General features: G+C 45.7%; 18 protein-coding genes. 16 read left to right on the forward strand and 2 right to left on the reverse strand.

Annotated elements, in window-relative coordinates; all coding sequences use genetic code 11:
* Positions 1-151: 151 nt before the first annotated feature.
* The 8 genes from EAI83_RS13470 (at position 152) to EAI83_RS13505 (ending at position 9,258) form a co-directional block, all read left to right on the forward strand.
* Positions 152-985, forward strand: coding sequence for a sugar phosphate isomerase/epimerase family protein (locus EAI83_RS13470; RefSeq protein ID WP_021651116.1), 834 nt, complete (start codon positions 152-154; stop codon positions 983-985).
* 45 nt (positions 986-1,030) lie between these two features.
* Entirely contained in the window at positions 1,031-3,139 is a 2,109-nt protein-coding gene (locus EAI83_RS13475) for a cytidylate kinase family protein (RefSeq protein ID WP_059086304.1), read from the forward strand.
* Entirely contained in the window at positions 3,136-4,056 is a 921-nt protein-coding gene (locus EAI83_RS13480; RefSeq protein WP_015525733.1) for a sugar phosphate isomerase/epimerase family protein, read from the forward strand. The genes EAI83_RS13475 and EAI83_RS13480 overlap by 4 nt, the downstream gene beginning before the upstream one ends.
* 439 nt (positions 4,057-4,495) lie before the next feature.
* Complete coding sequence (gene nadA, locus EAI83_RS13485) at positions 4,496-5,401, forward strand: quinolinate synthase NadA (protein WP_021651119.1); 906 nt, start codon at positions 4,496-4,498, stop codon at positions 5,399-5,401.
* Between the two features lie 73 nt (positions 5,402-5,474).
* Positions 5,475-6,734: an FAD-binding protein gene (locus tag EAI83_RS13490; protein WP_044961276.1), complete on the forward strand. Its 1,260-nt coding sequence runs from the start codon at positions 5,475-5,477 to the stop codon at positions 6,732-6,734.
* A 101-nt stretch (positions 6,735-6,835) separates the two neighbouring features.
* Complete coding sequence (gene nadC, locus EAI83_RS13495; RefSeq protein ID WP_021651122.1) at positions 6,836-7,690, forward strand: carboxylating nicotinate-nucleotide diphosphorylase; 855 nt, start codon at positions 6,836-6,838, stop codon at positions 7,688-7,690.
* Positions 7,691-7,878: 188 nt separating this feature from the next.
* Entirely contained in the window at positions 7,879-8,391 is a 513-nt protein-coding gene (locus tag EAI83_RS13500) for a transcription repressor NadR (protein WP_021651124.1), read from the forward strand.
* Positions 8,392-8,607: 216 nt separating this feature from the next.
* Positions 8,608-9,258 (forward strand): trimeric intracellular cation channel family protein, encoded by a 651-nt coding sequence (locus tag EAI83_RS13505; RefSeq protein WP_044961278.1) that lies wholly within the window; start codon positions 8,608-8,610, stop codon positions 9,256-9,258.
* 111 nt (positions 9,259-9,369) lie between these two features.
* Here EAI83_RS13505 and EAI83_RS13510 read toward each other — a convergent pair whose 3' ends face one another.
* Together EAI83_RS13510 and EAI83_RS13515 are read right to left on the reverse strand one after the other, a co-directional pair.
* A complete protein-coding gene (locus tag EAI83_RS13510) occupies positions 9,370-11,094 on the reverse strand; it encodes an ammonium transporter (RefSeq protein WP_022426742.1) in 1,725 nt (574 codons plus the stop codon).
* A gap of 292 nt (positions 11,095-11,386) precedes the next feature.
* Positions 11,387-13,489, reverse strand: a complete 2,103-nt coding sequence (locus EAI83_RS13515) for a glutamine synthetase III family protein (RefSeq protein WP_021651128.1) — start codon at positions 13,487-13,489, stop codon at positions 11,387-11,389.
* 391 nt (positions 13,490-13,880) lie between these two features.
* Here EAI83_RS13515 and purF point away from each other — a divergent pair, with 391 nt between their 5' ends.
* The 8 genes from purF to EAI83_RS13555 form a co-directional block, all read left to right on the forward strand.
* On the forward strand, positions 13,881-15,275 hold the full coding sequence (purF, locus tag EAI83_RS13520) for an amidophosphoribosyltransferase (RefSeq protein ID WP_015525743.1): 1,395 nt from the start codon (positions 13,881-13,883) through the stop codon (positions 15,273-15,275).
* Between the two features lie 287 nt (positions 15,276-15,562).
* Positions 15,563-15,787 carry an HPr family phosphocarrier protein gene (locus EAI83_RS13525; RefSeq protein WP_022426744.1) on the forward strand — a complete coding sequence of 75 codons (225 nt, stop codon included), beginning with the start codon at positions 15,563-15,565 and terminating at the stop codon, positions 15,785-15,787.
* Between the two features lie 321 nt (positions 15,788-16,108).
* Positions 16,109-17,737, forward strand: coding sequence for a CTP synthase (locus EAI83_RS13530; protein WP_021651134.1), 1,629 nt, complete (start codon positions 16,109-16,111; stop codon positions 17,735-17,737).
* Positions 17,734-22,287: a glutamate synthase large subunit gene (gene gltB, locus EAI83_RS13535; protein ID WP_129975733.1), complete on the forward strand. Its 4,554-nt coding sequence runs from the start codon at positions 17,734-17,736 to the stop codon at positions 22,285-22,287. Before EAI83_RS13530 ends, gltB begins: the two co-directional genes overlap by 4 nt.
* Positions 22,288-22,300: 13 nt before the next feature.
* Complete coding sequence (locus EAI83_RS13540) at positions 22,301-23,788, forward strand: glutamate synthase subunit beta (protein WP_021651136.1); 1,488 nt, start codon at positions 22,301-22,303, stop codon at positions 23,786-23,788.
* 229 nt (positions 23,789-24,017) lie between these two features.
* The gene (gene glnA / locus EAI83_RS13545; RefSeq protein WP_021651138.1) at positions 24,018-25,340 is read left to right on the forward strand and encodes a type I glutamate--ammonia ligase; all 1,323 of its coding nucleotides are present in this window, start codon (positions 24,018-24,020) and stop codon (positions 25,338-25,340) included.
* A gap of 38 nt (positions 25,341-25,378) precedes the next feature.
* A complete protein-coding gene (locus tag EAI83_RS13550; RefSeq protein ID WP_015525749.1) occupies positions 25,379-25,933 on the forward strand; it encodes an ANTAR domain-containing response regulator in 555 nt (184 codons plus the stop codon).
* A 121-nt stretch (positions 25,934-26,054) separates the two neighbouring features.
* A partial coding sequence (locus tag EAI83_RS13555; protein WP_243113509.1) for an OB-fold nucleic acid binding domain-containing protein occupies positions 26,055-26,552 on the forward strand: 498 nt, incomplete at its 3' end.

Below are 26,552 nucleotides of genomic sequence, written 5' to 3' on the forward strand. Positions count from 1 at the left end.
TTGCTACAGACTTCCCCAATGAGTCTGCGGCGGCAGTTACCGGCAGGATCCGATTCCGCTTCGGCTTTGTTGAAAATGCAGTGGAAAACCTGCCGGTGAGATTAACTGGAAAAATTGGCTGAAAAGTAAAAACATATGGAGGGTATTGAAGATGAAATTAGGATTTAATGAAGCAACTGCACTGGAATGTAAAGGACAGTCTCTTATGGCAGACCTGGAGATGTGCGAGAAATATGGTTTTGATTATATTGAGATCCGCTTTGACTGCGTAAAGGACTATCTTAAAGAGCATACACTGGAAGAACTTGCAGACTGGTTTAAGAATCATCATCTGAAACCATGGGCATACAACACTCTGATCTTCTTTAACCAGAGAGATGAGGCAGGGGAAAAAGAGATTGACGAAGAAGTTGATTTTATCCTGAAGGTTTCCAAAGCGATCGGAATGAAAATGCTGATCACCGTTCCAAGCTTTGATGTAAAAGACAAATCTGTCAGTGAGATCAAAGAAGAAGCAGTTGCACGTCTTCGTTATCTTTCCGATAAGGTTGGCGCGGATATGAAGATCTCCTTGGAGTTCTGTGGTGCACCGAACTGCTCCATCAATCAGTTTGGAACAGCCTATGATGTGGTAAAAGCAGTAGACAGAGATAATGTAGGCGTTACCGTGGATACCTTCCATTTCCATGAGATGTGCTCCCGCCTTGAGGACCTGAGAGCTGCTGATGGCAAGAAGATTTTTGCATACCATTTAAATGACTGTGAGGATCTTCCGCTTGGCTCCTGCGGAGACGACAAGAGACTGTGGCCGGGTGAGGGTGTTGTAGATCATGCAGGAATCGCAGCTGCACTGAAGGAGATCGGTTTTGATGGCGTTTGCACCATCGAAGAGTTCCGTCCGGAATACTATGCAATGAGCCATGAGGACAACGTGAAAAAGGCTGCGGAAGTTACCAGAGACTTTGTGCAGAAATATTTCGGATAATTCATTCAGAAAGGTCCGACCTTAAACCGATAGGAGGTAGATACTATGGCTGGTAAGGGAATCCCTGAATTGTTGAATTACAAGCAGAAGGGGAAAGACTTGAATGAATTCATCAAGGTTCCGTTGTCGGAAAAGCTGGCATACTGTTTTGGTGATCCGGCACTGACCTTGATGTATACCATGACTACAACTCTGCTGATCTATTTTTATACCAACGTTGTTGGAATATCAGCAGGTGCGGTAGGAATGATCATGCTTTTGTCCCGTGTTTTTGATGGATTTTCCGATGTGCTGATGGGAACTATTATCGACCGGACTCATTCCAAGTATGGAAAAGCCAGGATCTGGATCTTAAGACTTGCGGTTCCTTATGCGCTGGCAGCGGTGCTTTTGTTCACCATGCCGCCAATGGGAAATATGGGAAAAATCATCTATGCTTTTGTTACCTATAATATCATGAATACGGTTGTATACACTGCTATCAGCCAGCCATTCCATGCACTGGGATCTCTGATGAGCCGTGACCGTCGTGACCGTGATGTGATCTGTAACATCCGCATGGTATTGTCGATCACAGCAAGTATGATCATTACTGCGTTCACACTGCCGCTGATCAATATCGTAGCGAATATTACCGGCAATCAGCAGATGGCCTGGATCCTAGTAACTGCCGGCTATGCGATCATTTCTGTCGGTGTACTTGTGAATACTTATATGGTCTGTACAGAGCGTGTTTCTGCAGCAAAACAGGAAAAGGAAGATATTCCTTTTGTGGAAGCATTTAAAGCAACCGTTACCAACCGGTATTTCCTTATCGCTCTGGGGCTGATGATCTTTTATACCGCATATCAGATTATTATCGGAACGGACCTTACTTATTACTGCCAGTATGTACTCGGAAATGTAGACCTCGTCATGCCTCTTTCCGCAGCTGAGAAACTGGCAACTGTGGCAGGAATTGCCCTTTTGCCGAAGGTGCTTCCCCGCTATGGAAAAAGAAATCTCATCTGTGTCGGCTGCATCCTGGGCGTTGCAGGACAGCTTCTGTTCCTGATGAATATTACCAGTGTTTCGCTTGGTGTTGTAACCTGTATCATGAGAGGTATCGGAATCGCCCCATTCTATGGTGTGCAGTATTCTCTTCCAAGCGATGCTATTGAGTATGGCCAGTGGAAAACAGGCAAGCGTGTGGAGGGTCTGATGTTCTCATCTATGAGCATGGGTCAGAAAGCCGGTTCCGGACTGACTTCTGCTATTATGGGAGGAATTCTTTCGGCGGCATACTTTGACGGAACAAAGGCGACAGCGGCAGAGCAGTCTGCAGAGGCAATCAGCGTGATCAAGGGATTTTATCTGTATGTTCCGATAGCAATCTGGGTAGTGATGTTTGTGATCGCAGCATGCTACCAGCTGGACAAAGTTTATGACAAAATGATGCGTGAACTGATCCAGCGAGAATCGGGAGAGGAAAGCGTCTCTGTGCCGGGCGAGATTCAGTCCATGCCGTTACCGGAAGCTTCCGGAAACCGGATCAACGTGGCAATTGGAAGACTGTATGGCAGCAGTGGAAGAAAGATTGCCGAGGATGTTGCAAAAGCACTGGACTGCAAGGTTTATGATCGTCAGATCATCTGTCTTATGGCAGAAAAGTTCGGTATGGAAAAAGCAGATCTGGAAAGTGTAAGGCAGTATCTGGATTCCTACAATTATGAGGATTCTGAGCTTACATTTTCCCCGTATGGACATTCATCGGCAGGTGCGGCAGCAGATTATACAGGTGTTCAGATGTTTGAGGTGCAGAGCCGGATCATCCGTGAGCTTTCTGAGAGAAGACCAGGTGTATTCCTGGGAAGATGTGCCAACTATGTGCTTCGTGGAGAGCCACATGCATACAGCTTTTTCGTTTATGCAGATGATGCTTACCGGGAAAAAGAGGGCCAGGAATATTATAAAGGCCAGTCTCTTGGAGAACTGGAGAAACGTGATCAGATCCGAAATGAATACTATGAGAAGTTTACCGGAATCCGCAGAGACGATCCCCATTATTACGATATGGTGATCAATGTATCCAAAACAGGTGCAGCCGGAGCGGCCAGCCTGATCCTGGATTATATCCGGAATAAAGAAGAGGAAAAAGGAGGGAATGCATCATGAAGATCGCATTTGACGTAGATGTTCTTGCAAAACAGATGGATATCAACCGTATGGTCCATCAGGTGGCGGACTGGGGATATAAATATATTGAACAGTCTCCGCATCCGAGGATCAATCCGTTCTATAAGCATCCACTGTTTTCAAAAGAATGTGAACAGGAATACAGACAGGCTCTTAAAGAGACTGGCGTTGAGATTTCGTCCTTTATCGTGGTGTATCGCTGGTCTGGTCCGACGGAGGAACAGAGACAGTTTGCAGTTGCAAACTGGAAACGGATGATCCAGATCGCCGGAGATATGGGAGTGAAGGTTATCAATACAGAGCTTTCGGGTGATCCGAACCAGCAGGAGATCTGCAATGGAATGTGGTTTAGATCCATGGAGGAATTGCTTCCGCTGATCGAGCGTGAGGGTATCCGTGTGGAGATCCAGTCTCATCCTTATGATTTCTGTGAGCTGAATAATGAGACCTGTGATATGGTGAAATCCTTCCGTTCTCCAAATCTTGGTTATGTGTATTCTTCTCCTCACGGCTTCTTCTACGATGAGGGCAAAGGAGATGTGCGGTCCATGTTGAAATATGCGGGAGATGAACTGACCCATGTACTTTTTGCGGATACCTTTAACCAGACCATGGACTGCAGATACATTTTAAATCCGCCGTGGCTGAATGGCCGTGGAAAAGCGGATGTGACGGTGCATCAGCATCTTGCAATGGGTGAGGGTGATGTGGATTTTGATGGTATTTTTGAAACATTGAGAGAAATGGATTTTGCCAGCAAGCAGCTGAAACCGGATGCACCGAAAGCCGGCGGCGATAACATTGCCTGCGTTTCCATGTTTGGTTTTCCGGAAAAGATGGATAAGCAGGCACCGGAAGCAAGAGAGCGGATTGAGAGAGAACTGCTGGGGAAATGATCGGGTGATCGCGGCAGATCAGAAAGAAAACTGTAATAAATGAGTAGCTGACAGTACGCAGAACGGTGAATAAGACTGATAAAATAATGAATGTGTGCAGAAACACGGTTTCCAGGATGAAAGTTTCATTGTGGAAACCGTGTTTTTTGATGTCTTTCTTTACAAAAAAACTTTACATATATCAAACAACTGTCTTGTCACATGTAAAGGACTGTGGTATTATGTGTAAGATGTTTTGAAAAAAGTTACATGATAATAAAAAAGCAGATCAGAAGCATCTGCATAATAAAGACTAGTACAGCGAAAATTAAGTTTCTGCTATATTGATGCAGCAGATGAAAAATCAGACAAGTCAATATGGCGGTTACTTAATATTCGCTGTACTAGAAAGCAAAAGCAGGAACTCAAAAAAGAAATCCTGCAGGAAAGGTGAAAGATAATGACAGTTGCAGAAGAAATCCAGAAATTAAAAAAAGAAAAAGATGCCATCATCCTTGCACACTACTACGTGCGTCCCGAAGTACAGGATGTAGCTGACTATATAGGAGATTCCTTTTATCTCAGCAAGATCGCAGCCAGCGCGAAAGAGAAGACGATCGTGTTCTGTGGAGTAGGATTTATGGGAGAGAGTGCGAAGATCTTAAGTCCGGATAAAACTGTTCTGATGCCTGCCATGGATGCAGACTGTCCGATGGCTCATATGGCAACAGAAGAAGGCATCCGCAAGGTGCGAGAGGAATATGACGATGTGGCAGTTGTCTGTTACATTAATTCCACAGCAGCATTGAAGGAGCTTTCTGATGTATGTGTTACCTCCGCAAATGCAGTAAAGATCGTAAAAGCGCTTCCGAACAAAAACATCTTTTTTATCCCGGACAGAAATCTTGCACATTTTATTGCAGAACAGGTTCCTGAGAAGAACTTTATTTATAATGAAGGTTTCTGCATTGTCCATGAATTTATGGATCCGGAAGAAGTAAAAGCAGCAAAAGAAGCACACCCGGATGCACTGGTTCTGGCACATCCGGAATGTCCTCAGACAGTTCTGAAACAGGCTGATTACATCGGAAGCACATCGGGGATCATCAAATATGCACAGGAAAGTGACAACAAAGAGTTTATCATCTGTACAGAATGTGGCGTTCAGTACAAGCTGGAAACTACCTGCCCGGATAAAAAATTCTACTTCACAGAAACCGTACCGGTCTGCAAAAACATGAAAAAAGTATTTCTGGAAAAAGTTCTCCACGTTCTGAAAACCGGGGAGAATGAGGTTCATGTAACAGACGAGACACGTGAAAACGCGAAGAGACCGCTGGAGCGGATGCTGGAACTGGCAAAATAAATAAAACACATTTGTATAAAAGATTTGTCTAAGTTGGATGAAAAGAGAAATCAGGACAGAGAGGCGAAAAGCAATGAGAATTAAAACAGACGTAGTGATCGTGGGAACAGGTGTTGCAGGTATGTTCAGTGCCTTGAAGCTTCCGCGGGACAAAAAGATCGTGATCATCACAAAAGAGGATATGAGGAGCAGTGATTCTTTCCTGGCCCAGGGCGGGATCTGTGTGCTCCGTGATGAAAACGATTACGACAGCTATTTTGAAGATACCATGAAGGCAGGACATTACGAAAACAGAAAAGAGTCGGTAGACATTATGATCCGAGGCTCCAGAGACATCATTAATGACCTTGTCGGATATGGTGTGGATTTCAAGATGGATGGAGATGATTTTGCTTATACAAGAGAAGGTGCACATTCCAGACCGAGGATCCTTTATCATGAGGATATCACAGGAAAAGAAATTTCCGAAAAACTGCTCCAGCAGGTTCTGAAGCTTGAAAATGTAACAATTCTGGAATATACTACCATGCAGGATATTCTTGTGGAAAATGGCAAATGTACAGGCCTGAAGGCAGTTTCCGCAGAAGCGAACAGGACACGTCTTGAAGCTATGGAAGCCGAAGAAGCGGTGAAGACCCAGGAAGAGATCCAGCCGGGCGGAGAGATCCAGGTAGAGATTTATGCACAGGATACGATCCTGGCCAGCGGCGGGATCGGAGGAAGATATGAGCATTCCACCAACTATCCGCATCTCACAGGGGATGCTCTTGATATTGCAAAAAAACACAATGTGCGTCTGGAACATCTGGATTATGTGCAGATCCATCCGACAACGCTGTATTCCAAGAAACCGGGCCGCAGATTCCTGATCTCAGAATCGGTTCGCGGAGAAGGCGCAGTACTTTATAACAGCAAAAAAGAGCGTTTTGTCAATGAACTTCTTCCAAGAGATGTAGTAACAAATGCGATCCGGGAAGAAATGAAAAAAGAAGGAACAGACCATGTATGGCTTTCCATGGAAAATATTGATAAAGATACGATCCTGAATCATTTTCCGAATATTTATCAGAGGTGTCTGGAAGAAGGCTATGATGTGACAAAAGAATGCATCCCTGTTGTTCCTGCTCAGCATTATTTCATGGGCGGTATCTGGGTGGATTCTGACAGCAAGACCAGCATGGACCAGCTTTATGCAGTGGGAGAAACCAGCTGCAACGGTGTACATGGCGCGAACAGACTGGCAAGTAATTCCCTGCTGGAGAGCCTTGTATTTGCAAAACGTGCAGCCAAAGCAATCTCAGCAGAAAAGAAAAGTGCTACAGGTGCGGCGTGAATGCAGCCGGAATATAAATATCCGTATTATGAAAGACAGGAGCAGCCTTGCTTTGGAGAACAGGGCTGCTGTGATGATTAAGAAAGAGAAGGGATTGTAAAATGAATAAGATCACAATGACACTTCAGGTAGATCACCTGATCCTGGAGGCTTTAAAGGAAGATATTTCAAGCGAAGACGTTACCACAAACTCTGTTATGAAAGAAGCAGTTCCGGGAGAGGTAGATCTGATCTGTAAAGAGGATGGAATCATTGCGGGACTGGAAATCTTCAGCCGTGTATTTACGCTTCTGGATGCTGACACAAAAGTGGAGCTGTTCTGCAAGGACGGCGATGAAGTAAAAAAAGGTCAGAAAATGGGAAAAGTTACAGGAGATATCCGGGTGCTTCTTTCCGGCGAGCGTGTGGCGCTGAATTATCTTCAGAGAATGAGCGGGATCGCAACCTATACACATTCGGTTGCGTCACTTCTTGAGGGAACAGGGATCACATTGCTGGATACCAGAAAAACGACGCCGAATATGCGTATTTTTGAGAAATATGCTGTTCGTGTAGGCGGCGGACAGAACCACAGATATAATCTTTCAGATGGAGTTCTTTTGAAAGACAATCACATCGGAGCAGCAGGAAGCGTTGCAAATGCTGTAAAAATGGCGCAGGAGTACGCTCCTTTTGTCCGCAAGATCGAAGTTGAGGTAGAAACTCTTGATCAGGTAAAAGAAGCTGTTGAGGCCGGCGCAGATATCATCATGCTTGATAACATGACTCCGGAGATGATGAAAGAAGCGGTGCAGCTGATTGGTGGAAGAGCAAAAACTGAATGCTCCGGAAATGTTACAAAAGAAAACATTGCAAAGATCAGGGATGTTGGTGTAGACTATGTATCAAGTGGTGCATTAACGCATTCTGCACCGATCCTTGATATTTCGCTTAAGAATCTTCATCCACTTTCCTGAAAAATGCAGGATTTTACAGAATACCGGGTGCTGTGACAGGAAATACCCGGAATATCAGAAAAGAAGCGTGAATTGCCGGAAGCAGAGGCATAGCAGGTGATGTCGGGCCGGGTTGGAGATATCGCGAGAATGAAGGAGAGAGGTATCGGAATAAAAAGTACAGGCACAGCCAGGAAAGGGGAACTTAAATGACTGGTTCAGAACGCAGGACAGCGATCATGGATCAAATTAAAAACAGTGAACGGCCGGTCTCAGGAAGTGCTCTGGCCAGAACATTTCAGGTCAGCAGACAGGTGATCGTGCAGGATATTGCGCTGATACGCGCGGAGGGGAATGACGTGATCTCCACCAACAGAGGATATATTTTTACTGCTCCCCATACTGTGAGCCGGATATTCAAGGTGCATCATACAGATGCGGATCTGGAGAACGAGCTCTGCGGGATTGTGGATCTTGGCGGAAAAGTGATCAACGTAATGGTGAATCACAGAGTTTACGGACATATCGAGGCAGAACTGAATATCAGCTCCAGGCGCCAGGTTGAGAATTTTATGGAGGATATCCGAAGCGGCAAGTCCAGTCCTCTGAAGAATATCACATCGGATTATCATTATCATAAAGTAGAAGCAGAATCCGAGGAAATCCTGGATATGATCCAGGATATGCTGAAACGGCGAGGATTTCTGATCGAAGCAGAATAGCAGAAGTCAGATACAAAAAGAAAAGATATACAGAATGAGAAAATTCTGTTAATATGAAAATAGAGTGATCACGAAAATAGGAGAAGGAATCCTGCATGGCAGGGTTCCTTCTTGCACCCTGCGGAAATGTGCACCTTGTGGAAATGTACAAACAGGGAAAACAGGATGCAGATATGAGGGTGAGAAAAAATACGGTTGGATATGTATGGAGGGGAAATGGATTATCAGAGTATGTTTACATTTATGCTGGAGATGGCAGGAACTATTGCGTTTGCTGCTTCCGGAGCTATGGTGGGGGCGCAGAGAGGAATGGATATTTTCGGGGTCTGCGTTCTTGGAGTGGTGACTGCAGTAGGCGGAGGAGCTACCAGGGATATTATCCTGGGAATCGTGCCGCCGGGAATGTTTCAGGATCCGCTGTATACCATTGTGGCAACCGTGACGTCCTGTATTGTTTTTGCAGTGATGTACTGGAAGCAGGAGCTGCTGGAAGGCGGGAACCGGCTGGTCTATGATAAGGTGATGCTGGTGATGGATACGGTTGGCCTTGGTGTGTTTACTGTCATGGGGGTTGATAAGGGGATTTCCCAGGGATATATGGGAAGAACTTTTTTTCTTGTGTTTCTTGGGACTGTCACAGGAGTTGGAGGCGGTCTGATCCGTGATATGATGGCAGGAGTACCGCCATATATTTTTGTGCGCCATATTTATGCCTGTGCGTCTATTGTAGGGGCCATTGCCTGTGTTTGGATATACAGGCTGTGGGGCGGAGTGCCGGCCATGGTGATCGGAACGGTAGTAGTGATCCTGATCCGGTACCTGGCGGCACATTACCGGTGGAATCTGCCGAGACTGAGAAGAGAATAAAAAAAGATATGAAAAGCTCCGGAACATTTAAGGAATAATGTTCCGGAGCTTTTTGGCTTTTATTTGGTTTATATTGCGTAGAAGATTTTATCGGTTCCTCTCATAAGAGAATCATGCGTCTGTATCCTGCAGAGCCAGGAAGCCTTCCTCGCCGGTACGGATCTTGACAACGTTTTCGATATCGTAAACGAAGACTTTACCATCGCCGATCTGACCGGTATGAAGAACTTCTTTTGCAGTATCAATAACCTTCTGAACCGGTACAAGACTTACAACGATCTCGATCTTAACCTTCGGACGGAGGTTCATGTCAACCTCAACACCACGATAGTAGGTTGGAGCACCCTTCTGAACACCACAGCCCATAACGTTTGTGATAGTGATACCGGTTACGCCGATCTCGTTCATAGCCTGCATAAACTCATCCAGCTTGTTCTGACGTGTGATGATAACAACCTTTGTCAGTTTGTGTACGCCGTCTGCAGGAATTTCAGGAACAGATTCAGCAGGAGCAGAAGGAGCATGTTTTACAACAGGGGCTTTTACGGAAGTTCCCATTGGAGTCGGAGCCTTTGTCATGGTATCCTGTACAAAGAATCCATCGTATGCACTTGCGAGGCCATGCTCTTTCATATCCAGACCTGCGATCTCTTCCTCAGCGGAAACACGAAGACCGATCGTGTGTTTGATCACCTGGAAGATAATTGTCATAGTAACAGCAACCCATGCGATGGTGATAACCATACCAATAAACTGAACACCGAAGCCATGGAAACCACCGCCTGTGAGAAGACCTTTCCACTCGGTACCTGCACCGTCGGAGAAAAGACCGACAGCAAGAGTTCCGAAAGCACCGTTAAGACCGTGAACGCCAACAGCACCAACCGGGTCATCAATTTTGAGAACTTTATCAACAAATTCAATACCAAATACTACAATGAATCCGGAGAGGATTCCGATGATAGCTGCAGATGTAGGAGATACGGTATCACAGCCTGCTGTGATGGCTACCAGTCCTGCAAGAGAACCGTTCAGGGACATGGAAACATCCGGTTTTTTGTAGCGGATCCATGTGATCAGCATAACTGTTACAGTAGCAACAGCAGCTGCAAGGTTTGTTGTTACGAAGATCTTTCCGGCGCTTACAATGGCATCGCCTTCCATGCTGACAGTAGATGCACCGTTGAAACCGAACCAGCAGAACCAGAGAATGAATACACCAAGTGCACCAACCGTAAGGTTATGTCCCGGGATCGCTCTGGATTTACCGGATTTGGAATATTTTCCGATACGAGGTCCGAGGATGATGGCACCGATTAGTGCAGCAACACCACCAACCATGTGAACGGCACAGGAACCTGCGAAATCATGAAATCCCATCTGGCTGATAAAGCCGCCGCCCCAGATCCAGTGACCGGATACAGGATATACAACGAGACTGATCAGTAAACTGTAGATACAGTAGGAGATGAATTTAGTACGCTCTGCCATGGCACCGGATACGATGGTAGCAGAAGTAGCACAGAATACAGTCTGGAAGATGAGAAATGCCCAGAAAGGAACTCCATCCGGAAGCATTGCGTTTCCGTAGTTTGCCTCTGAGGCGATTCCGCCGATCTTGCCGAAGAAACCGTTTCCTGCACCGAACATGATACCAAATCCAACCAGCCAGAAGACCGGTGTACCGATACAGAAGTCCATCAGGTTTTTCATGATGATATTTCCTGCGTTTTTTGCTCTTGTGAATCCTGTTTCGACCATTGCAAATCCAGCCTGCATGAAGAAGACCAGTGCTGCACCGACGAGGACCCAAGTTGTGTTTACTGAAGAATACATAATAACACTCCCTTTCCCAATTTTTTTCTTTCCTATTATGTATAGAAAGAATTTTTGTAATACCGGACAGAAAAAACAGACAGAATTTATCCAGTATCAGTATAACGAAAAAGCGCAGGAGAGAGGAAATTCTCTTCCGCGCCTTTACGAAATCAAAATTAATATATGTAAAACAGGGAATATCTGTATCGTGTGATTAATGGATGAGGAAATCGATAATGAATTATGAAGTAGAGTTCATAAGGGATATCCCCTGTATTTACCGTATGAAATTGTTATCTGATATCTGTGATCAGATGGAGAATAACAGCTCGTCGTAGGTCGGATAAGGAAGTAACTCATCCGGGATCAGAGCCTCTGCCTCATCTGCAGATTTTCTTAAAGTTTCCATGTCTTCCAGAACAGTTTCCTGATAAGCCTTGGAGCATGCAAGTACATCGTCAGAAGAAGCAAGAGCTTTTGCTATATCTGCTTTCAGAGTTTCCAGATCTTTTGCCATGGTGTCTGCAAGTGTACTCAGTTTGGAGATCAGAGCAGCTTCACTTGCTACAGAAATATCAGCTACTACGGATTTCTTTGCAGCTGCAGTATCTGCAAGCTTTTCAACATATGTATATACAGAAGGAATTACCTGCTTCTGGATCATCTCAGCCAGAGTGTTGGACTCGATGTTGATGGTCTTGTAATAGTTCTCAAGCCAGATCTCGTAACGGGAGAAAAGCTCTTCCTTTGTAAAAATGCCATGCTTTGTAAACAGCTCAATGTTCTTCTCAGCAATGAAATGCGGAAGTGCATCCGGAGTTGTTTTCAGATTGTAGAGACCACGTTTCTCAGCTTCTTCAACCCATTCGTCTGTATATCCGTTTCCGTTAAAGATGATGCGTTTATGCTCTTCAATGGTCTTCTTAAGAAGTGCATGTACTGCGTTTTCCATTTCTTCTTCCGGAACATCCTTAAGAGCTGCGCTGAATTCTGCAAGAACCTCTGCAACAGCGGTATTCAGTACGATGTTCGGGTTTGCGACAGATGCTGCAGAACCAAGCATACGGAACTCAAATTTGTTTCCGGTAAATGCAAATGGTGAAGTACGGTTTCTGTCTGTGGTATCCTTTATGAAGTGCGGAAGTACCTTTGCTCCGATATCCAGCTGTACCGCATGCTTATTGCTGAAGAAGGTATCGTTTTCAATAGATTTCAGTACGTCTGTCAGCTCATCTCCAAGGAAGATGGATACGATCGCAGGCGGTGCCTCGTTTGCTCCAAGACGATGATCGTTTCCGGCGCTTGCAACGGATACGCGGAGAAGATCAGCATAATCGTCAACGGCTTTGATGACAGCTACCAGGAATACTAGGAACTGTGTATTTTCTGCCGGTGTTTTTCCTGGATCAAGAAGGTTTACACCTGTGTCTGTGCTCATGGACCAGTTGTTGTGTTTACCGCTTCCGTTGATTCCCTCAAATGGTTTCTCGTGAAGGAGGCAGACCATGTTGTGCTTATCGGCAACCTTCTTCATGATTTCCATGGTCAGCTGGTTGTGGTCAACAGCAACATTTGTGGTATCAAATACAGGAGCCAGTTCGTGCTGTGCAGGAGCAACCTCGTTATGTTTTGTTTTGGCTGGAATGCCAAGCTTCCAAAGCTCTTCGTCAAGATCATGCATGTAAGCAGCAACGCGAGGCTTCAGGGCTCCGAAGTAATGATCTTCCATTTCCTGTCCTTTTGGTGCAGAAGCGCCCAGAAGAGTACGGCCGCAGAAGATCAGGTCTTTTCTCTTTTTGTAAAGATCCTTGTCAACCAGGAAATATTCCTGCTCAGGTCCTACGGTTGTGTCGATGTGACGGACCTCTTTGTTTCCAAGGATGTGAAGAATACGAACCGCTTCTTTGTTCAGAACATCCATGGAACGAAGAAGAGGAGTTTTCTTATCCAGTGCCTCTCCGCTGTAGGAACAGAATGCAGTAGGAATGTAAAGAGTTTTATCTTTAATGAATGCAGGTGAAGTAGGATCCCATGCTGTATATCCTCTTGCTTCAAAAGTAGCACGAAGTCCGCCTGACGGGAAGCTGGATGCATCCGGCTCACCTTTTACCAGCTCTTTACCGGAGAAATCCATGATCACCTGTCCGTCACCTGTAGGGGAGATGAAGCTGTCATGCTTCTCAGCAGTTACGTTTGTCATCGGCTGGAACCAGTGTGTGTAATGTGTCGCACCGTTTTCAGTAGCCCATTCTTTCATTGCAACTGCTACGGAATTTGCAACGTCCAGTTCCAGATGAGTTCCGTTTTCAATTGTTTTCTTTAATGCTTTGTACATGTCCTTTGGCAGTTTGCTTCGCATCACTTTGTCATTGAATACAAGGCTGCCATACATTTCAGGGATACTCTGTGCCATATAGGTACACTCCTTTCGATTTCACTCATTCATTATAATTTTTAATTATTTTATAAGGACCGCTGCCGGAAGAACCGGGTATAAACGGACCGGAAAACAAAAAAAGCGCTTCAGATACCTGCCGTATCCAAAGCGCCTTTGCTTTATGTGTTGCAGTATACACCAAAATAAAATATTGTCAAGAGCTTTTTTGGAAAAATCTAAAAAATTGACCAGGGCGATCGGACTGTCGGAAAATAGGCAGGGTTGACAAATCTTGTCCTTTTATTATAATCTGATATCGTAGTTATACAGTCGAAAAGTCAGCGATCGCTATAAGTGATCGAGGCAAAAGAAGCTTTTTGACCAGTGACAAAGATGTACAATACGGAAAGAACAGATGGAGGAAAATATGTCAGGAGTAAAGGAAGAATGTGGCGTATTCGGGATTTATGATCTGGATGGAGGGAATATTGCACCATCTATTTATTATGGTCTTACCTCGCTGCAGCACAGGGGACAGGAGTCCTGCGGAATGGCCGTTTCAAGGACGGACGGAGAAAGAGGAAACGTACAGTTCCATAAAGATCTCGGACTGGTAAGCGAAGTTTTGCGAAAAGATGTTGTACATAATATGAATGGGGATATCGGAATCGGACATGTTCGTTATTCCACCACCGGAGAATCTGTCGCAGAGAATGCACAGCCGCTGGTACTTTCTTATATCAAGGGAAGTCTGGCACTTGCGCACAACGGAAATCTGGTTAATACAGAAGCTCTGAAATGGGAGTTGATCCAGACAGGCGCAATTTTCCATACAACTACCGACTCAGAGGTTATCGCGTTCCATATCGCAAGAGAACGTGTGCATTCTGCCACTGTAGAGGAAGCAGTACATAAAACCGTAGAGAAGATCCGCGGAGGATATGCTCTTGTGATCATGAGCCCCCGGAAGCTGATCGGTGCCCGTGATCCTTACGGACTGAAACCCCTCTGTCTTGGAAAAAGAGATAATGCCTATGTCCTTGCATCCGAAAGCTGCGCGCTGACATCTGTAGGAGCGGAATTTATCCGTGATATTGAACCGGGTGAGATCGTCACGATCACCAAGAACGGACTGAAATCCAGTAAACTGACTGAGAAGAAAAAGCATGCTCATTGTGTTTTTGAATATATTTATTTTGCAAGACTGGACAGCACCATGGATGGCGTGAAAATCTATGATGCAAGGATCCGTGGAGGAAAATCTCTTGCAAAATCCTATCCGGTAGAAGCGGACCTGGTGACCGGTGTACCGGAATCCGGACTTCCGGCAGCAAAAGGTTATTCTGAGGAATCCGGAATCCCGTTTGGTTTTGCGTTCTATAAAAACAGTTACATTGGAAGAACTTTTATCAAGCCTACACAGCAGGAGAGAGAGTCCAGTGTCCATCTGAAGCTGAGCGTTCTGGAATCCGTGGTGAAGGGGAAGAGAATCGTTCTGGTGGATGATTCCATTGTCCGCGGAACTACCATTGCCAATCTGATCCACATGCTGAAAGAGGCAGGAGCAAAAGAAGTCCATGTACGTATCAGCTCCCCGCCATTTTTACATCCCTGTTATTTTGGTACCGATGTGCCGTCCAATGACCAGCTCATCGCAGCACAGCACAGCACGGAAGAAATCCGTAAGATGATCGGTGCAGACTCCCTGGGTTATATGCAGATCGATTATCTGGAAGGCATGGCAGGTGGACTTCCGCTGTGTAAAGCATGTTTTGATGGCAATTATCCGATGGAAATACCGGCAGAAATCAAACAGGATTAATGAACTATGTGGAATTAATCTCACAGTAAAAAATAATGGATTGAAAAACGAAAATGTAAAAACTGCACAATAAATATATAAAAAACCCGGATTTTGTCATATAAAATCCGGGTTTTTATAGAAAGACTCTTAAAAACGATAAAAAACATCAACTTGACAAATCTGACAATATGAGACATAATGTGGGACAACCAGATGAAAAAGGCCGCTGGTCTGGAATATACAGGAAAACAGCAAGACCGAAAAAAGGCCGGTTTTTTGCCGAGATAAAAGAAAGGATGATATTTATGTCTAAAAAAATTAGATTGAATGCGACAGAGGATGTTAAAGAATTTGTTAAGGCTGCAAGTAAATGTGATTTTGATGTAGATATTTCATATAACAGAATTTTAATTGATGCAAAATCTATTCTTGGAATCCTCAGCATGGATCTGACCAGAGTTCTTACAGTAACCTGTCATGGCGAGGATCATGAGTTTGATCGTTTCCTTCAGAAATATGCAGTTGCCTGACAGACAGTGCAGAGACAGACAAGATATGAAAGACATAAAAAGAAAAAGCAGACGTGACTGCAGAGACAGGAGATCAGTTTGAAATCCTCAGCAGGCGTCTGTTTTTTCTTTACATCCATTTCATAGGAAGAAATTCCGCAGACTATATGAAAAATCAGTTATTGACAAATAAAAAAAAATAGTTTATAGTAAACCATATTTTATATGAAAGATAACTGACAAAGGCGTCAGGAACGGATACCACAGGGGAATTCTCACCCCTTGGAATCTGTTCCGGACGCCTTTTTGTTGTGGGACACAAAATGGAGGAGGAAATCGAAGATGGCAGTAAAGTATGTTTTTGTAACAGGTGGAGTTGTTTCTGGTCTGGGAAAAGGAATTACCGCAGCGTCTCTTGGGCGCCTTCTGAAAGCCAGAGGGTATCAGGTGACCATGCAGAAATTTGATCCCTACATTAATATTGACCCGGGAACTATGAATCCCATTCAGCATGGAGAGGTTTTTGTAACGGATGACGGTACAGAGACTGACCTTGACCTTGGACATTATGAGCGTTTCATTGATGAAAGCCTTGACAAAAATTCCAATGTGACAACCGGTAAGATTTACTGGTCTGTTCTTCAGAAAGAACGTCATGGTGATTTCGGCGGAGGTACCGTTCAGGTGATCCCGCATATTACCAATGAGATCAAGAGCCGTTTTTACAGAGCAAAATCCGCAGACGAAGACAGAATTGCCATCATCGAGGTTGGTGGTACAGTCGGTGATATTGAGAGCCAGCCGTTCCTGGAATCCATCCGTCAGTTCCAGCATGATGTGGGACATGACAATGCGATCCTTATCCATGTAACTCTGATCCCGTATCTTCGTGCTTCCGGAGAGATGAAGACCAAACCCACCCAGGCCAGTGTAAAAGAACTTCAGGGAATGGGAATCCAGCCGGATGTCCTGGTATGCAGAAGTGAGTATCCTCTTACCGAGGATATCCGTGGAAAGATCGCCCTGTTCTGTAATGTGCCTGTAAGCAATGTGCTTCAGAATCTGGATGTGGAATATTTATATGAAGCTCCTCTTGCAATGGAGAGAGAAAAGCTTGCAGACGTAGTACTGCAGAGCTTAAGACTGGAGAATCGCAAACCAGATCTTACAGACTGGGAAAATATGGTAGAAAATCTCCGCCACCCGGATAAAACAGTAAAGATCGCCATGGTTGGTAAATATACACAGCTTCATGATGCATACTTGAGTGTTGTGGAAGCACTGAAGCATGGCGGGATCTCTTGCCGTGCAAAGGTTGATATCACCTGGGTGGACTCCGAAGAACTCAATGAAAAAAATTTGGATCAGACTCTCCATTCTGTAGATGGAATCCTGGTTCCGGGAGGATTCGGAAACCGTGGTACAGAAGGAATGATCCTTGCGGCACAGTATGCAAGAGTTCATAAGATCCCATACCTTGGGATCTGCCTGGGAATGCAGATGGCTATTGTGGAATTTGCCCGCCATGTGCTTGGATATGAAGATGCCAACAGTATTGAGCTGGCACCGGAAACAACACATCCGGTCATTGCCCTGATGCCGGATCAGGAGGATGTGGAAGATCTTGGAGGAACTCTTCGTCTTGGAAGCTATCCGTGTGTGCTTGCAGAAGGCTCCAAATCCTATGAGCTTTTTGGAAAGAAAGAGATCCAGGAACGTCACAGACATCGTTATGAGGTAAACAACGCATTCCGTAAGGAACTGGACGAAAAGGGAATGTCCATTGTAGGAACATCCCCGGATGCTCACATTGTTGAGATGATCGAAATTGCCGGACATCCGTTCTTTGTGGGAACACAGGGACATCCGGAATTTAAATCCAGGCCAAACCATGCACATCCGCTGTTCCGTGGATTTGTGCAGGCGGCAGTTGATAAAAAGACGGCAGAAGAAGCTGCAATGAAAGGATGAGAAAAATGAGAGAAGTAGCAAATCAGCAGCAGGGCCTCTACCGCCCTGAATTTGAACATGATAACTGCGGTATCGGAGCCGTTGTTAATATAAAAGGAAAGAAAACACATGATACAGTTGTCAATGCTCTTAAGATCGTAGAGAATCTTGAGCATCGTGCTGGTAAGGATGCAGAAGGAAAAACCGGTGATGGTGTCGGTATCCTTCTTCAGATCTCCCACAAATTTTTTAAGAAGGTCTGTAAAAAAGAAGGCTTTGATATCGGCGGAGAGAGAGAATACGGTGTAGCCCAGCTCTTTTTCCCACAGCAGGAGATCAAACGTGCCCAGGCAAAGAAGATGTTCGAGATCATCGTGGAAAAAGAGGGTCTGGAGCTTCTTGGATGGCGTACAGTACCGGTCTTCCCGGAGGTTCTTGGTCATAAAGCGAAAGAGTGCATGCCGTGCATTATGCAGGCATTTGTTAAAAAACCGGAGGATGTGGAAAAAGGTCTTGCCTTTGACCGTATGCTTTACATCGCACGTCGTGAATTTGAACAGAGTAATGATAATACTTACGTAGTTTCCATGAACAGCCGTACCATCGTATACAAAGGTATGTTCCTGGTAGGACAGCTCCGTACCTTCTTTGGCGATCTTCAGAGCCAGGATTACGAGTCTGCCATTGCAGTGGTACATTCCCGTTTCAGTACCAACACGAATCCAAGCTGGGAGAGAGCACATCCGAACCGTTTCATCGTACATAACGGTGAGATCAACACGATCCGCGGAAACGCCGATAAGATGCTTGCACGTGAGGAAAACATGGAGTCTCCGTATCTGAAGGATGAGCTTCACAAGGTCCTTCCTGTAGTTAACCGCAATGGTTCTGACTCTGCAATGCTTGACAATACCCTGGAATTCCTGGTTATGAGTGGAATGGATCTTCCACTTGCAGTGATGATCACGATTCCGGAGCCATGGGCAAACAACGATACGATTTCTCAGGAGAAGAGAGATTTTTATCAGTACTATGCGACTATGATGGAGCCATGGGACGGTCCTGCGTCCATTCTGTTCTCAGATGGTGATGTGATGGGAGCGGTTCTTGACAGAAACGGTCTTCGTCCATCCAGATACTATATCACATCGGATGGCTATATGATCCTTTCCTCCGAGGTTGGTGTTCTTCCTGTGGATGAGGAGAAGATCGTATTAAAAGAACGTCTTCATCCGGGAAAAATGCTTCTGGTTGATACCGTTCAGGGTCGTGTCATTGATGACAATGAGCTCAAAGAAAAATATGCGAAAAAACAGCCTTATGGTGAGTGGCTGGACAGCAATTTGGTACAGCTTCGTGATATCAAGATCCCGAATCAGAGAGTTGTCGAATACACTCCGGAGGAGAGAGCACGCCTTCAGAAAGCCTTCGGATATACTTATGAGCAGTACCGTACTTCGATCCGAAACATGGCATTAAACGGCGCAGAAAGCATCGGAGCCATGGGACATGATACTCCCCTTGCAGTATTTTCCAAGGAACATTATCCGTTGTTCGATTATTTCAAGCAGCTTTTTGCACAGGTAACAAACCCGCCGATCGATGCGATCCGTGAGGAGATCGTTACTTCTACAAGTGTATATGTAGGAAAAGACGGAAATCTTCTGATCCAGAAGCCGGAGAACTGTCAGGTGCTGAAGATCAACAATCCGATTCTGACCAACACCGATATGCTGAAGATCAAGAATATGAAAAAGGACGGCTTCAAGGTTGTAACACTTTCTACATTATATTATAAGAGCACAAAGCTTGAACGTGCCATTGACCGTCTGTTCGTAGAGGTAGACAAAGCCTTCCGTGAGGGAGCAAACATCCTGGTCCTTTCTGACCGCGGTGTGGATGAGAACCATATGCCGATCCCGTCCCTGCTGGCGGTTTCCGCAGTACATCAGCATCTTGTAAAAACAAAGAAGAGCACTTCCCTTGCCCTGATCCTGGAGTCAGGTGAGCCGAGAGAGGTACATCATTTCGCAACACTCCTCGGATATGGTGCAAGTGCAGTCAATCCGTATCTGGCACTGGATACGATCCATGAGCTGATCGATACACATATGCTGGATAAGGACTATTACGCAGCCGTTGATGATTACAATCATGCAGTGATCAGCGGTATCGTAAAGATCGCTTCCAAGATGGGTATTTCCACTATCCAGTCCTATCAGGGATCTCAGATCTTTGAGGCAATCGGAATTTCCCAGGATGTGATCGATCGTTACTTTACAGGAACCGTAAGTCGTGTAGGCGGAATCACATTGGAAGATATCGAGGATAATGTAGAAAAACTTCATTCTGAGGCATTTGATCCCCTTGGACTTGCCACAGATCTTACTCTGGACAGCGTAGGTGCCCATAAGATGAGAAGCCAGGGTGAGGAGCACAAATATAACCCGCGTACCATTCATCTTCTCCAGCAGTCCACAAAACAGGGCAGCTATGAGATGTTCAAGGAATATACAAAGCTGGTGGATGACGAGGGTCATGGAAACTTAAGAGGTCTTCTGGACTTTAAGTTTGCCAAGGAGCCTATTCCGATCGACCAGGTTGAGAGTGTTGAGGATATTGTAAAACGATTTAAGACAGGTGCCATGTCCTACGGTTCTATTTCACAGGAAGCACATGAGACATTGGCTATTGCCATGAACCATCTCCATGGAAAATCTAATACCGGTGAGGGTGGTGAAAGTGATGAGCGTCTGGATTCAGCAGGAACAGACAATGACCGTTGCTCTGCGATCAAACAGGTAGCCAGCGGACGTTTCGGCGTTACCAGCCGTTATCTGGTTTCCGCAAGAGAGATCCAGATCAAGATGGCACAGGGTGCAAAGCCGGGTGAGGGCGGACATCTTCCTGCAAAGAAGGTATATCCGTGGATCGCAAAAACCCGTCATTCCACACCGGGAGTCAGCCTGATCTCTCCGCCGCCACATCATGATATCTATTCTATCGAGGATCTGGCAGAATTGATCTATGACCTGAAAAACGCCAATAAATATGCGGATATTTCCGTAAAGCTGGTTTCTGAGGCGGGTGTTGGTACGGTTGCAGCCGGTGTTGCAAAGGCCGGTGCACAGACTGTTCTGATCTCCGGATATGACGGAGGTACAGGAGCAGCGCCAAGAAGCTCTATCCATAATGCAGGACTTCCATGGGAGCTTGGACTTGCAGAAACACACCAGACGCTGATCATGAACGGACTTCGTAACCGTGTACGTATCGAGACAGACGGTAAGCTGATGAGCGGCCGTGACGTTGCCATTGCAGCACTTCTCGGTGCAGAGGAATTCGGTTTTGCAACAGCGCCACTTGTAACGATGGGCTGCGTGATGATGAGAGTCTGCAATCTGGATACCTGCCCGGTAGGTGTGGCTACACAGAACCCGGAGCTGCGTAAGAGATTCCGCGGAAAACCGGAGTATGTGGAGAACCTCATGCGCTTTATTGCACAGGAGCTGAGAGAGTACATGGCACGCCTTGGTGTTGCCACCATCGATGAGATGGTAGGTCGTACAGACCTTCTTACAGTTTCTGACAGTGTGCAGGAGCCGCATAAGGGTAAGGTTGACTTAAGTGCCATCTTGAATAACCCATATGCAGGAAAGGGCAAAGTAACCTTTGATCCGAAGGCTGTATACAATTTCAATCTTGAGAAAACTCTGGATGAAAAAGTTCTGGTCAAGAAATGTGCACCGGCGATCCAGAAGGGTGAGAAAGTTTCTGTTGATGTAAATGTTACCAATACAGACCGTGCATTTGGTACCATCCTCGGATCTGAGATCACAAGAAATCATAAGGATGGACTTCCGGAGGATACGGTAACTGTAAACTGTACAGGTGCAGGCGGACAGAGCTTCGGTGCCTTTATTCCGAAAGGACTGACATTGAAACTGACCGGTGACAGCAACGACTACTTCGGAAAAGGCCTTTCCGGTGGAAAGCTGATCGTTAAGGTTCCAGAGAAGGCCGGATACAAGGCTGAAGAGAACATCATCGTCGGAAACGTGGCACTCTATGGTGCGACCAGCGGAACTGCATTTATCAACGGTGTTGCCGGTGAGCGTTTTGCAGTACGTAACTCCGGTGCGGTTGCAGTTGTTGAGGGTGTTGGCGAGCATGGCTGCGAGTACATGACAGGCGGTCGTGTGGTAGTTCTTGGAAAAACAGGAAAGAACTTTGCAGCAGGTATGAGCGGCGGTATCGCTTATGTCCTTGATGTGGATAACGTTCTTTACAAGAACCTCAATAAAGCAATGATCTCCATTGAAAAAGTGGATAATAAATATGATAAAAAAGAGCTTCGTGATCTTATCGAGGCTCATGTGGAAGCAACAGGCTCTGAGATCGGTAAGAAGGTGCTGGCTGATTTTGATTCCTATCTGCCTCACTTCAAAAAACTCATTCCGGATGAGTACAAGAGAATGATCACATTAAGTGCAAAGCTGGAAGAAAAAGGTCTGACCAGCCAGCAGGCACAGATGGAAGCGTTCTATGAGAGCATCGGCGTGAAACATTAAGGAGGATGAGGAAATGGGAAAGCCAACTGGATTTTTAGATTATGAAAGAGAAACGGCAAAGGTTCTGCCGCCAAAGGAACGTATTCAGAATTTCAACGAATTTCGTATTCCATTAAATAAAGAAAAACAGAAACTTCAGGGAGCACGCTGCATGGCCTGCGGCGTCCCCTTCTGCCAGTCAGGTATGATGATCGGCGGAATGGCTTCCGGCTGCCCGCTGCACAACCTGGTTCCTGAGACAAATGATCTTGTGTACACAGGAAACTGGAAGCAGGCATTCCTTCGTTTAAACAAGACACACAGCTTTCCGGAGTTTACATCCAGAGTGTGTCCAGCACTTTGCGAAGCTGCATGTACCTGTAACCTGAACGGAGATCCGGTCAGCACAAAGGAGAATGAGAAAGCGATCATTGAGACAGCCTATGCAGAAGGATGGGTAAAACCGCAGATCCCGCCTGTCCGCACAGGAAAGACGATCGCAGTCATCGGAAGTGGTCCTTCCGGACTGGCAGCAGCACAGCAGCTGAACCGCCGTGGCCACAGCGTAACCGTATTTGAGAGAAACGACCGTATCGGAGGACTTCTCCGCTACGGCATTCCGAACATGAAGCTGGAGAAAAAGGTCATTGACCGCAGACTGAAGCTGATGGAAGAGGAAGGCGTGAAATTTGTTACCAATATCAATGTTGGTGTTGACATCACGGCAGAACAGCTTCTGAAGGATTATGACCGTGTCCTTCTCTGCTGTGGAGCTTCTCATCCGAGAGATATCAAGGTTCCGGGAAGAGATGCCAAGGGAATTTACTTTGCAGTGGATTTCCTGAAGCAGGTAACAAAAAGTCTTCTGGATACAGATTTTGCAAAATTTCCATATGAGCTTGCAAAGGGCAAAAATGTTCTGGTCATTGGCGGTGGTGATACCGGTAATGACTGTGTGGGAACATCTATCCGTCTGGGGGCGAAATCTGTAACACAGCTTGAGATGATGCCGCAGCCTCCTGCAGCAAGAACTCCTTCCAATCCATGGCCGGAGTGGCCGAAGGTCCTGAAAACCGATTACGGCCAGGAAGAGGCTATTGCAGTATTCGGCCATGATCCTCGGATCTATCAGACAACCGTTACCGAGTTTATCAAGGACAAAAAAGGAAATGTCTGCAAGGCCAAGATCGTAAAACTGAAGAGCGTAAAGGATGAAAAGACCGGAAGATTCAATATGGTGCCGGTTGAGGGCAGTGAGGAAGTGATCCCTGCAGATGTGGTCCTTATTGCGGCAGGCTTCCTTGGCAGCGAGAAATATGTGACAGATGCTTTCCGTGTAGCGCTTACACCAAGAACCAATGTGGAAACAAAACCGGAGCAGTATGCAACAAGCGTAGATCGTGTGTTCACAGCAGGTGATATGCATCGTGGACAGTCCCTTGTCGTATGGGCGATCCATGAGGGACGTGAGGCTGCGAAAGCAGTGGATGAATCACTGATGAGCTATTCATATTTACAGTAAAATAACAGATACCAGGGGCAAAAGGTCAAAAAAACTGTTCGTGTTTCCGCGATAAAGCTTTTGAACTTTTGCCCCTTTTAAAAAATGGTTGACAAAGAATTGACCGATTGCTATAATTACGTCCATGAACAAGGGTGTTCTTCAGGAGCGGAAGCTCTCTGAAGTGCACCCTTTTTCTGATTTTGAGGGTAATTATTTTGTGTGATGAGGAAATAAAGGAGAGAATACTATGGGGAATTATACCAGAGAAGAGATTCTTGCAATGGCAGAGGAGGAAGACGTAGAGTTCATCCGCCTCCAGTTTACAGATATGTTTGGAACTCTGAAAAATATTGCGATCACAGCAAGAGAGCTTCCAAGAGCCCTGGATAACCAGTGCGTTGTATATGGCTCTCATATTGCGGGCATTGTGGGAGAAAAGGAGCCGGATCTGATCCTGTATCCGGATTATAATACTTTTTCAATTCTTCCATGGCGTCCTCAGCAGGGAAAGGTTGCAAGACTGATCTGTGATATGCGCCGTGCAGACGGATCAGAGCATGAGATGAGCTCCAGATATATTCTGAAAAAAACAGCGCAGGCAGCAGAGGAGGCAGGGTATACCTGTTATGTTGACCCGGAATGCGAGTTTTTCCTGTTTCATATTGATGATAACGGAATGCCTACAACGGTTTCTCACGAAAAGGCCGGATATCTGGATGTAAGTCCGGTGGACTTAGGCGAAAATGCAAGACGTGACATGGTACTGACTCTTGAGGATATGGGATTTGAGGTGGAATCCTCTCATCATGAGACAGCACCTGCACAGCATGAGATCGCCCTTCATTACGGGGAAGCACGTGAGATGGCAGACGAAGTTATAACCTTTAAGATGGCAGTAAGAACTGTAGCCAAACGTCATGGACTTCATGCGACATTTATGCCGAAGCCAAGACGGGAAGTAAACGGTTCAGCCATGCATATCCATTTTTCACTGTTTAAAAATGGAAAAAATATTTTCGTGGATCCGGAGGATCCGTCCAGATTAAGTGAAGAGGCATACTATTTTATCGGAGGTCTTCTGGCTCACAGCCGTGAGATGACTCTGATCACCAATCCGCTTGTAAATTCTTATAAGCGTCTTGTACCTGGATTTGATGCGCCTACAGAGCTGACCTGGACGAGAAATAACCAGAATTCACTGGTAAGGATCCCGAGAGTCAATGGTGCTGATACCAGGATCGAGCTTCGAAGCCCGGATGCTGCATCCAACCCATACCTTGTTTTTGCGGTATGCCTGGCAGCGGGCCTGGATGGAATCCAGAAGAAGATCTATCCTACAAAAGCTTCTAACCGTTCTCTTTCCGAGTCGGATCAGAAGGAACAGGGTATCGAGAATTTACCGGAGAACCTGCGGGAAGCGATCACACTGTTTGAGGACAGCAGCTGGATGAAGGAAATCCTTGGAGAAGCTTTCTGCAAACAGTATGCGCAGGCCAAGAGAAAAGAGTGGCTACGTTATTCCCAGGAGATTTCCGACTGGGAGATCGAGGAGTATCTGTATCGGATCTGATGAACGAGGCATAATGGGACGAAAGAGAGTGGCGGCTTATGAACACGAGTATCGTGATTGCATTACCGAAAATAGAAGATGCAAAAAAGATCCGCACAGTCCTTAACCGATATGGATTCACGGTGGCGGCAGTATGCAATTCAGGTGCCAATGCCCTTGCCAGTATCTCGGAGCTTGATGGCGGCGTTCTGCTTTGCGGTTATCATCTTCAGGATATGTACTACCGTGATCTTCTGGACTATATGCCGGATTATTTTGAAATGCTGCTTATGGCTTCCCGGGGAGTGATCAGTGAGGCGCCAACATCCATTTTATGCGTGGGAATGCCTCTGAAAGTCGGAGATCTGGTAAATACGGTAAGCATGATGCTTTCCCAGATCGAAAGGCGTTGGAAAAAAGATAAGAAAAAGCCGAAACAGCGTTCATGGAAAGAACAGAATTATATTTCAAATGCAAAGATGCTTCTAATGGAAAGAAATCACCTGAGCGAGGATGACGCATACCGCTATATCCAGAAATGCAGTATGGATTCCGGGACCAATATGGTGGAGACAGCCCAGATGGTTCTGATGCTTTTATATGATTCTGTGTAAAAAAACAATAGGGCGGACAGAAATGATCTGCTTTGAATGCCTGATATCACACCGAATCGGGAAAAATTCCGCAGGGGATTTCCTGATTCGGTGAAACTACTTTGAATTGGAGGATGAGGGAATGGAATTTATGGATGGAATCTGTAAGACTAGAGAATGTGCCTGGGATGTGCTTCTTTCCGAGAGCATGAAAGACCAGGAAGCAACAGTGGAAGGTGCAATACACAGCATCCGTAATATGGGTGACGTGGCATTTGTGATACTTCGAAAAAAAGAAGGGCTTTTTCAGACTGTATATGAAAACGACAAGACAAATGTTTCCATTCATGATCTGAAGGAGGCAATGTGTGTGCGCCTCACAGGAACTCTTCATGAGGAAGAAAGAGCGCCTCACGGAAGAGAACTCCGCATCAGCCATGTGGAGATCCTTTCCTCACCTGCAGAGCCTCTTCCGCTGGCCATCGACAAATGGAAGCTGAACACTTCCCTGGAGGCAAAGCTGAATTATCGTCCTATCGCCCTGCGTAATGTGCAGGAGCGTGCAAAATTCAAGATCCAGGAGGCTCTGGTGCGGGCATTTCGTGATTACCTCTATGAGAAGGGGTTCACCGAGATCCAC

The organism is Blautia sp. aa_0143 (assembly GCF_004167315.1).
GTDB classification, from domain to species: Bacteria; Bacillota; Clostridia; order Lachnospirales; family Lachnospiraceae; genus Blautia_A; species Blautia_A fusiformis.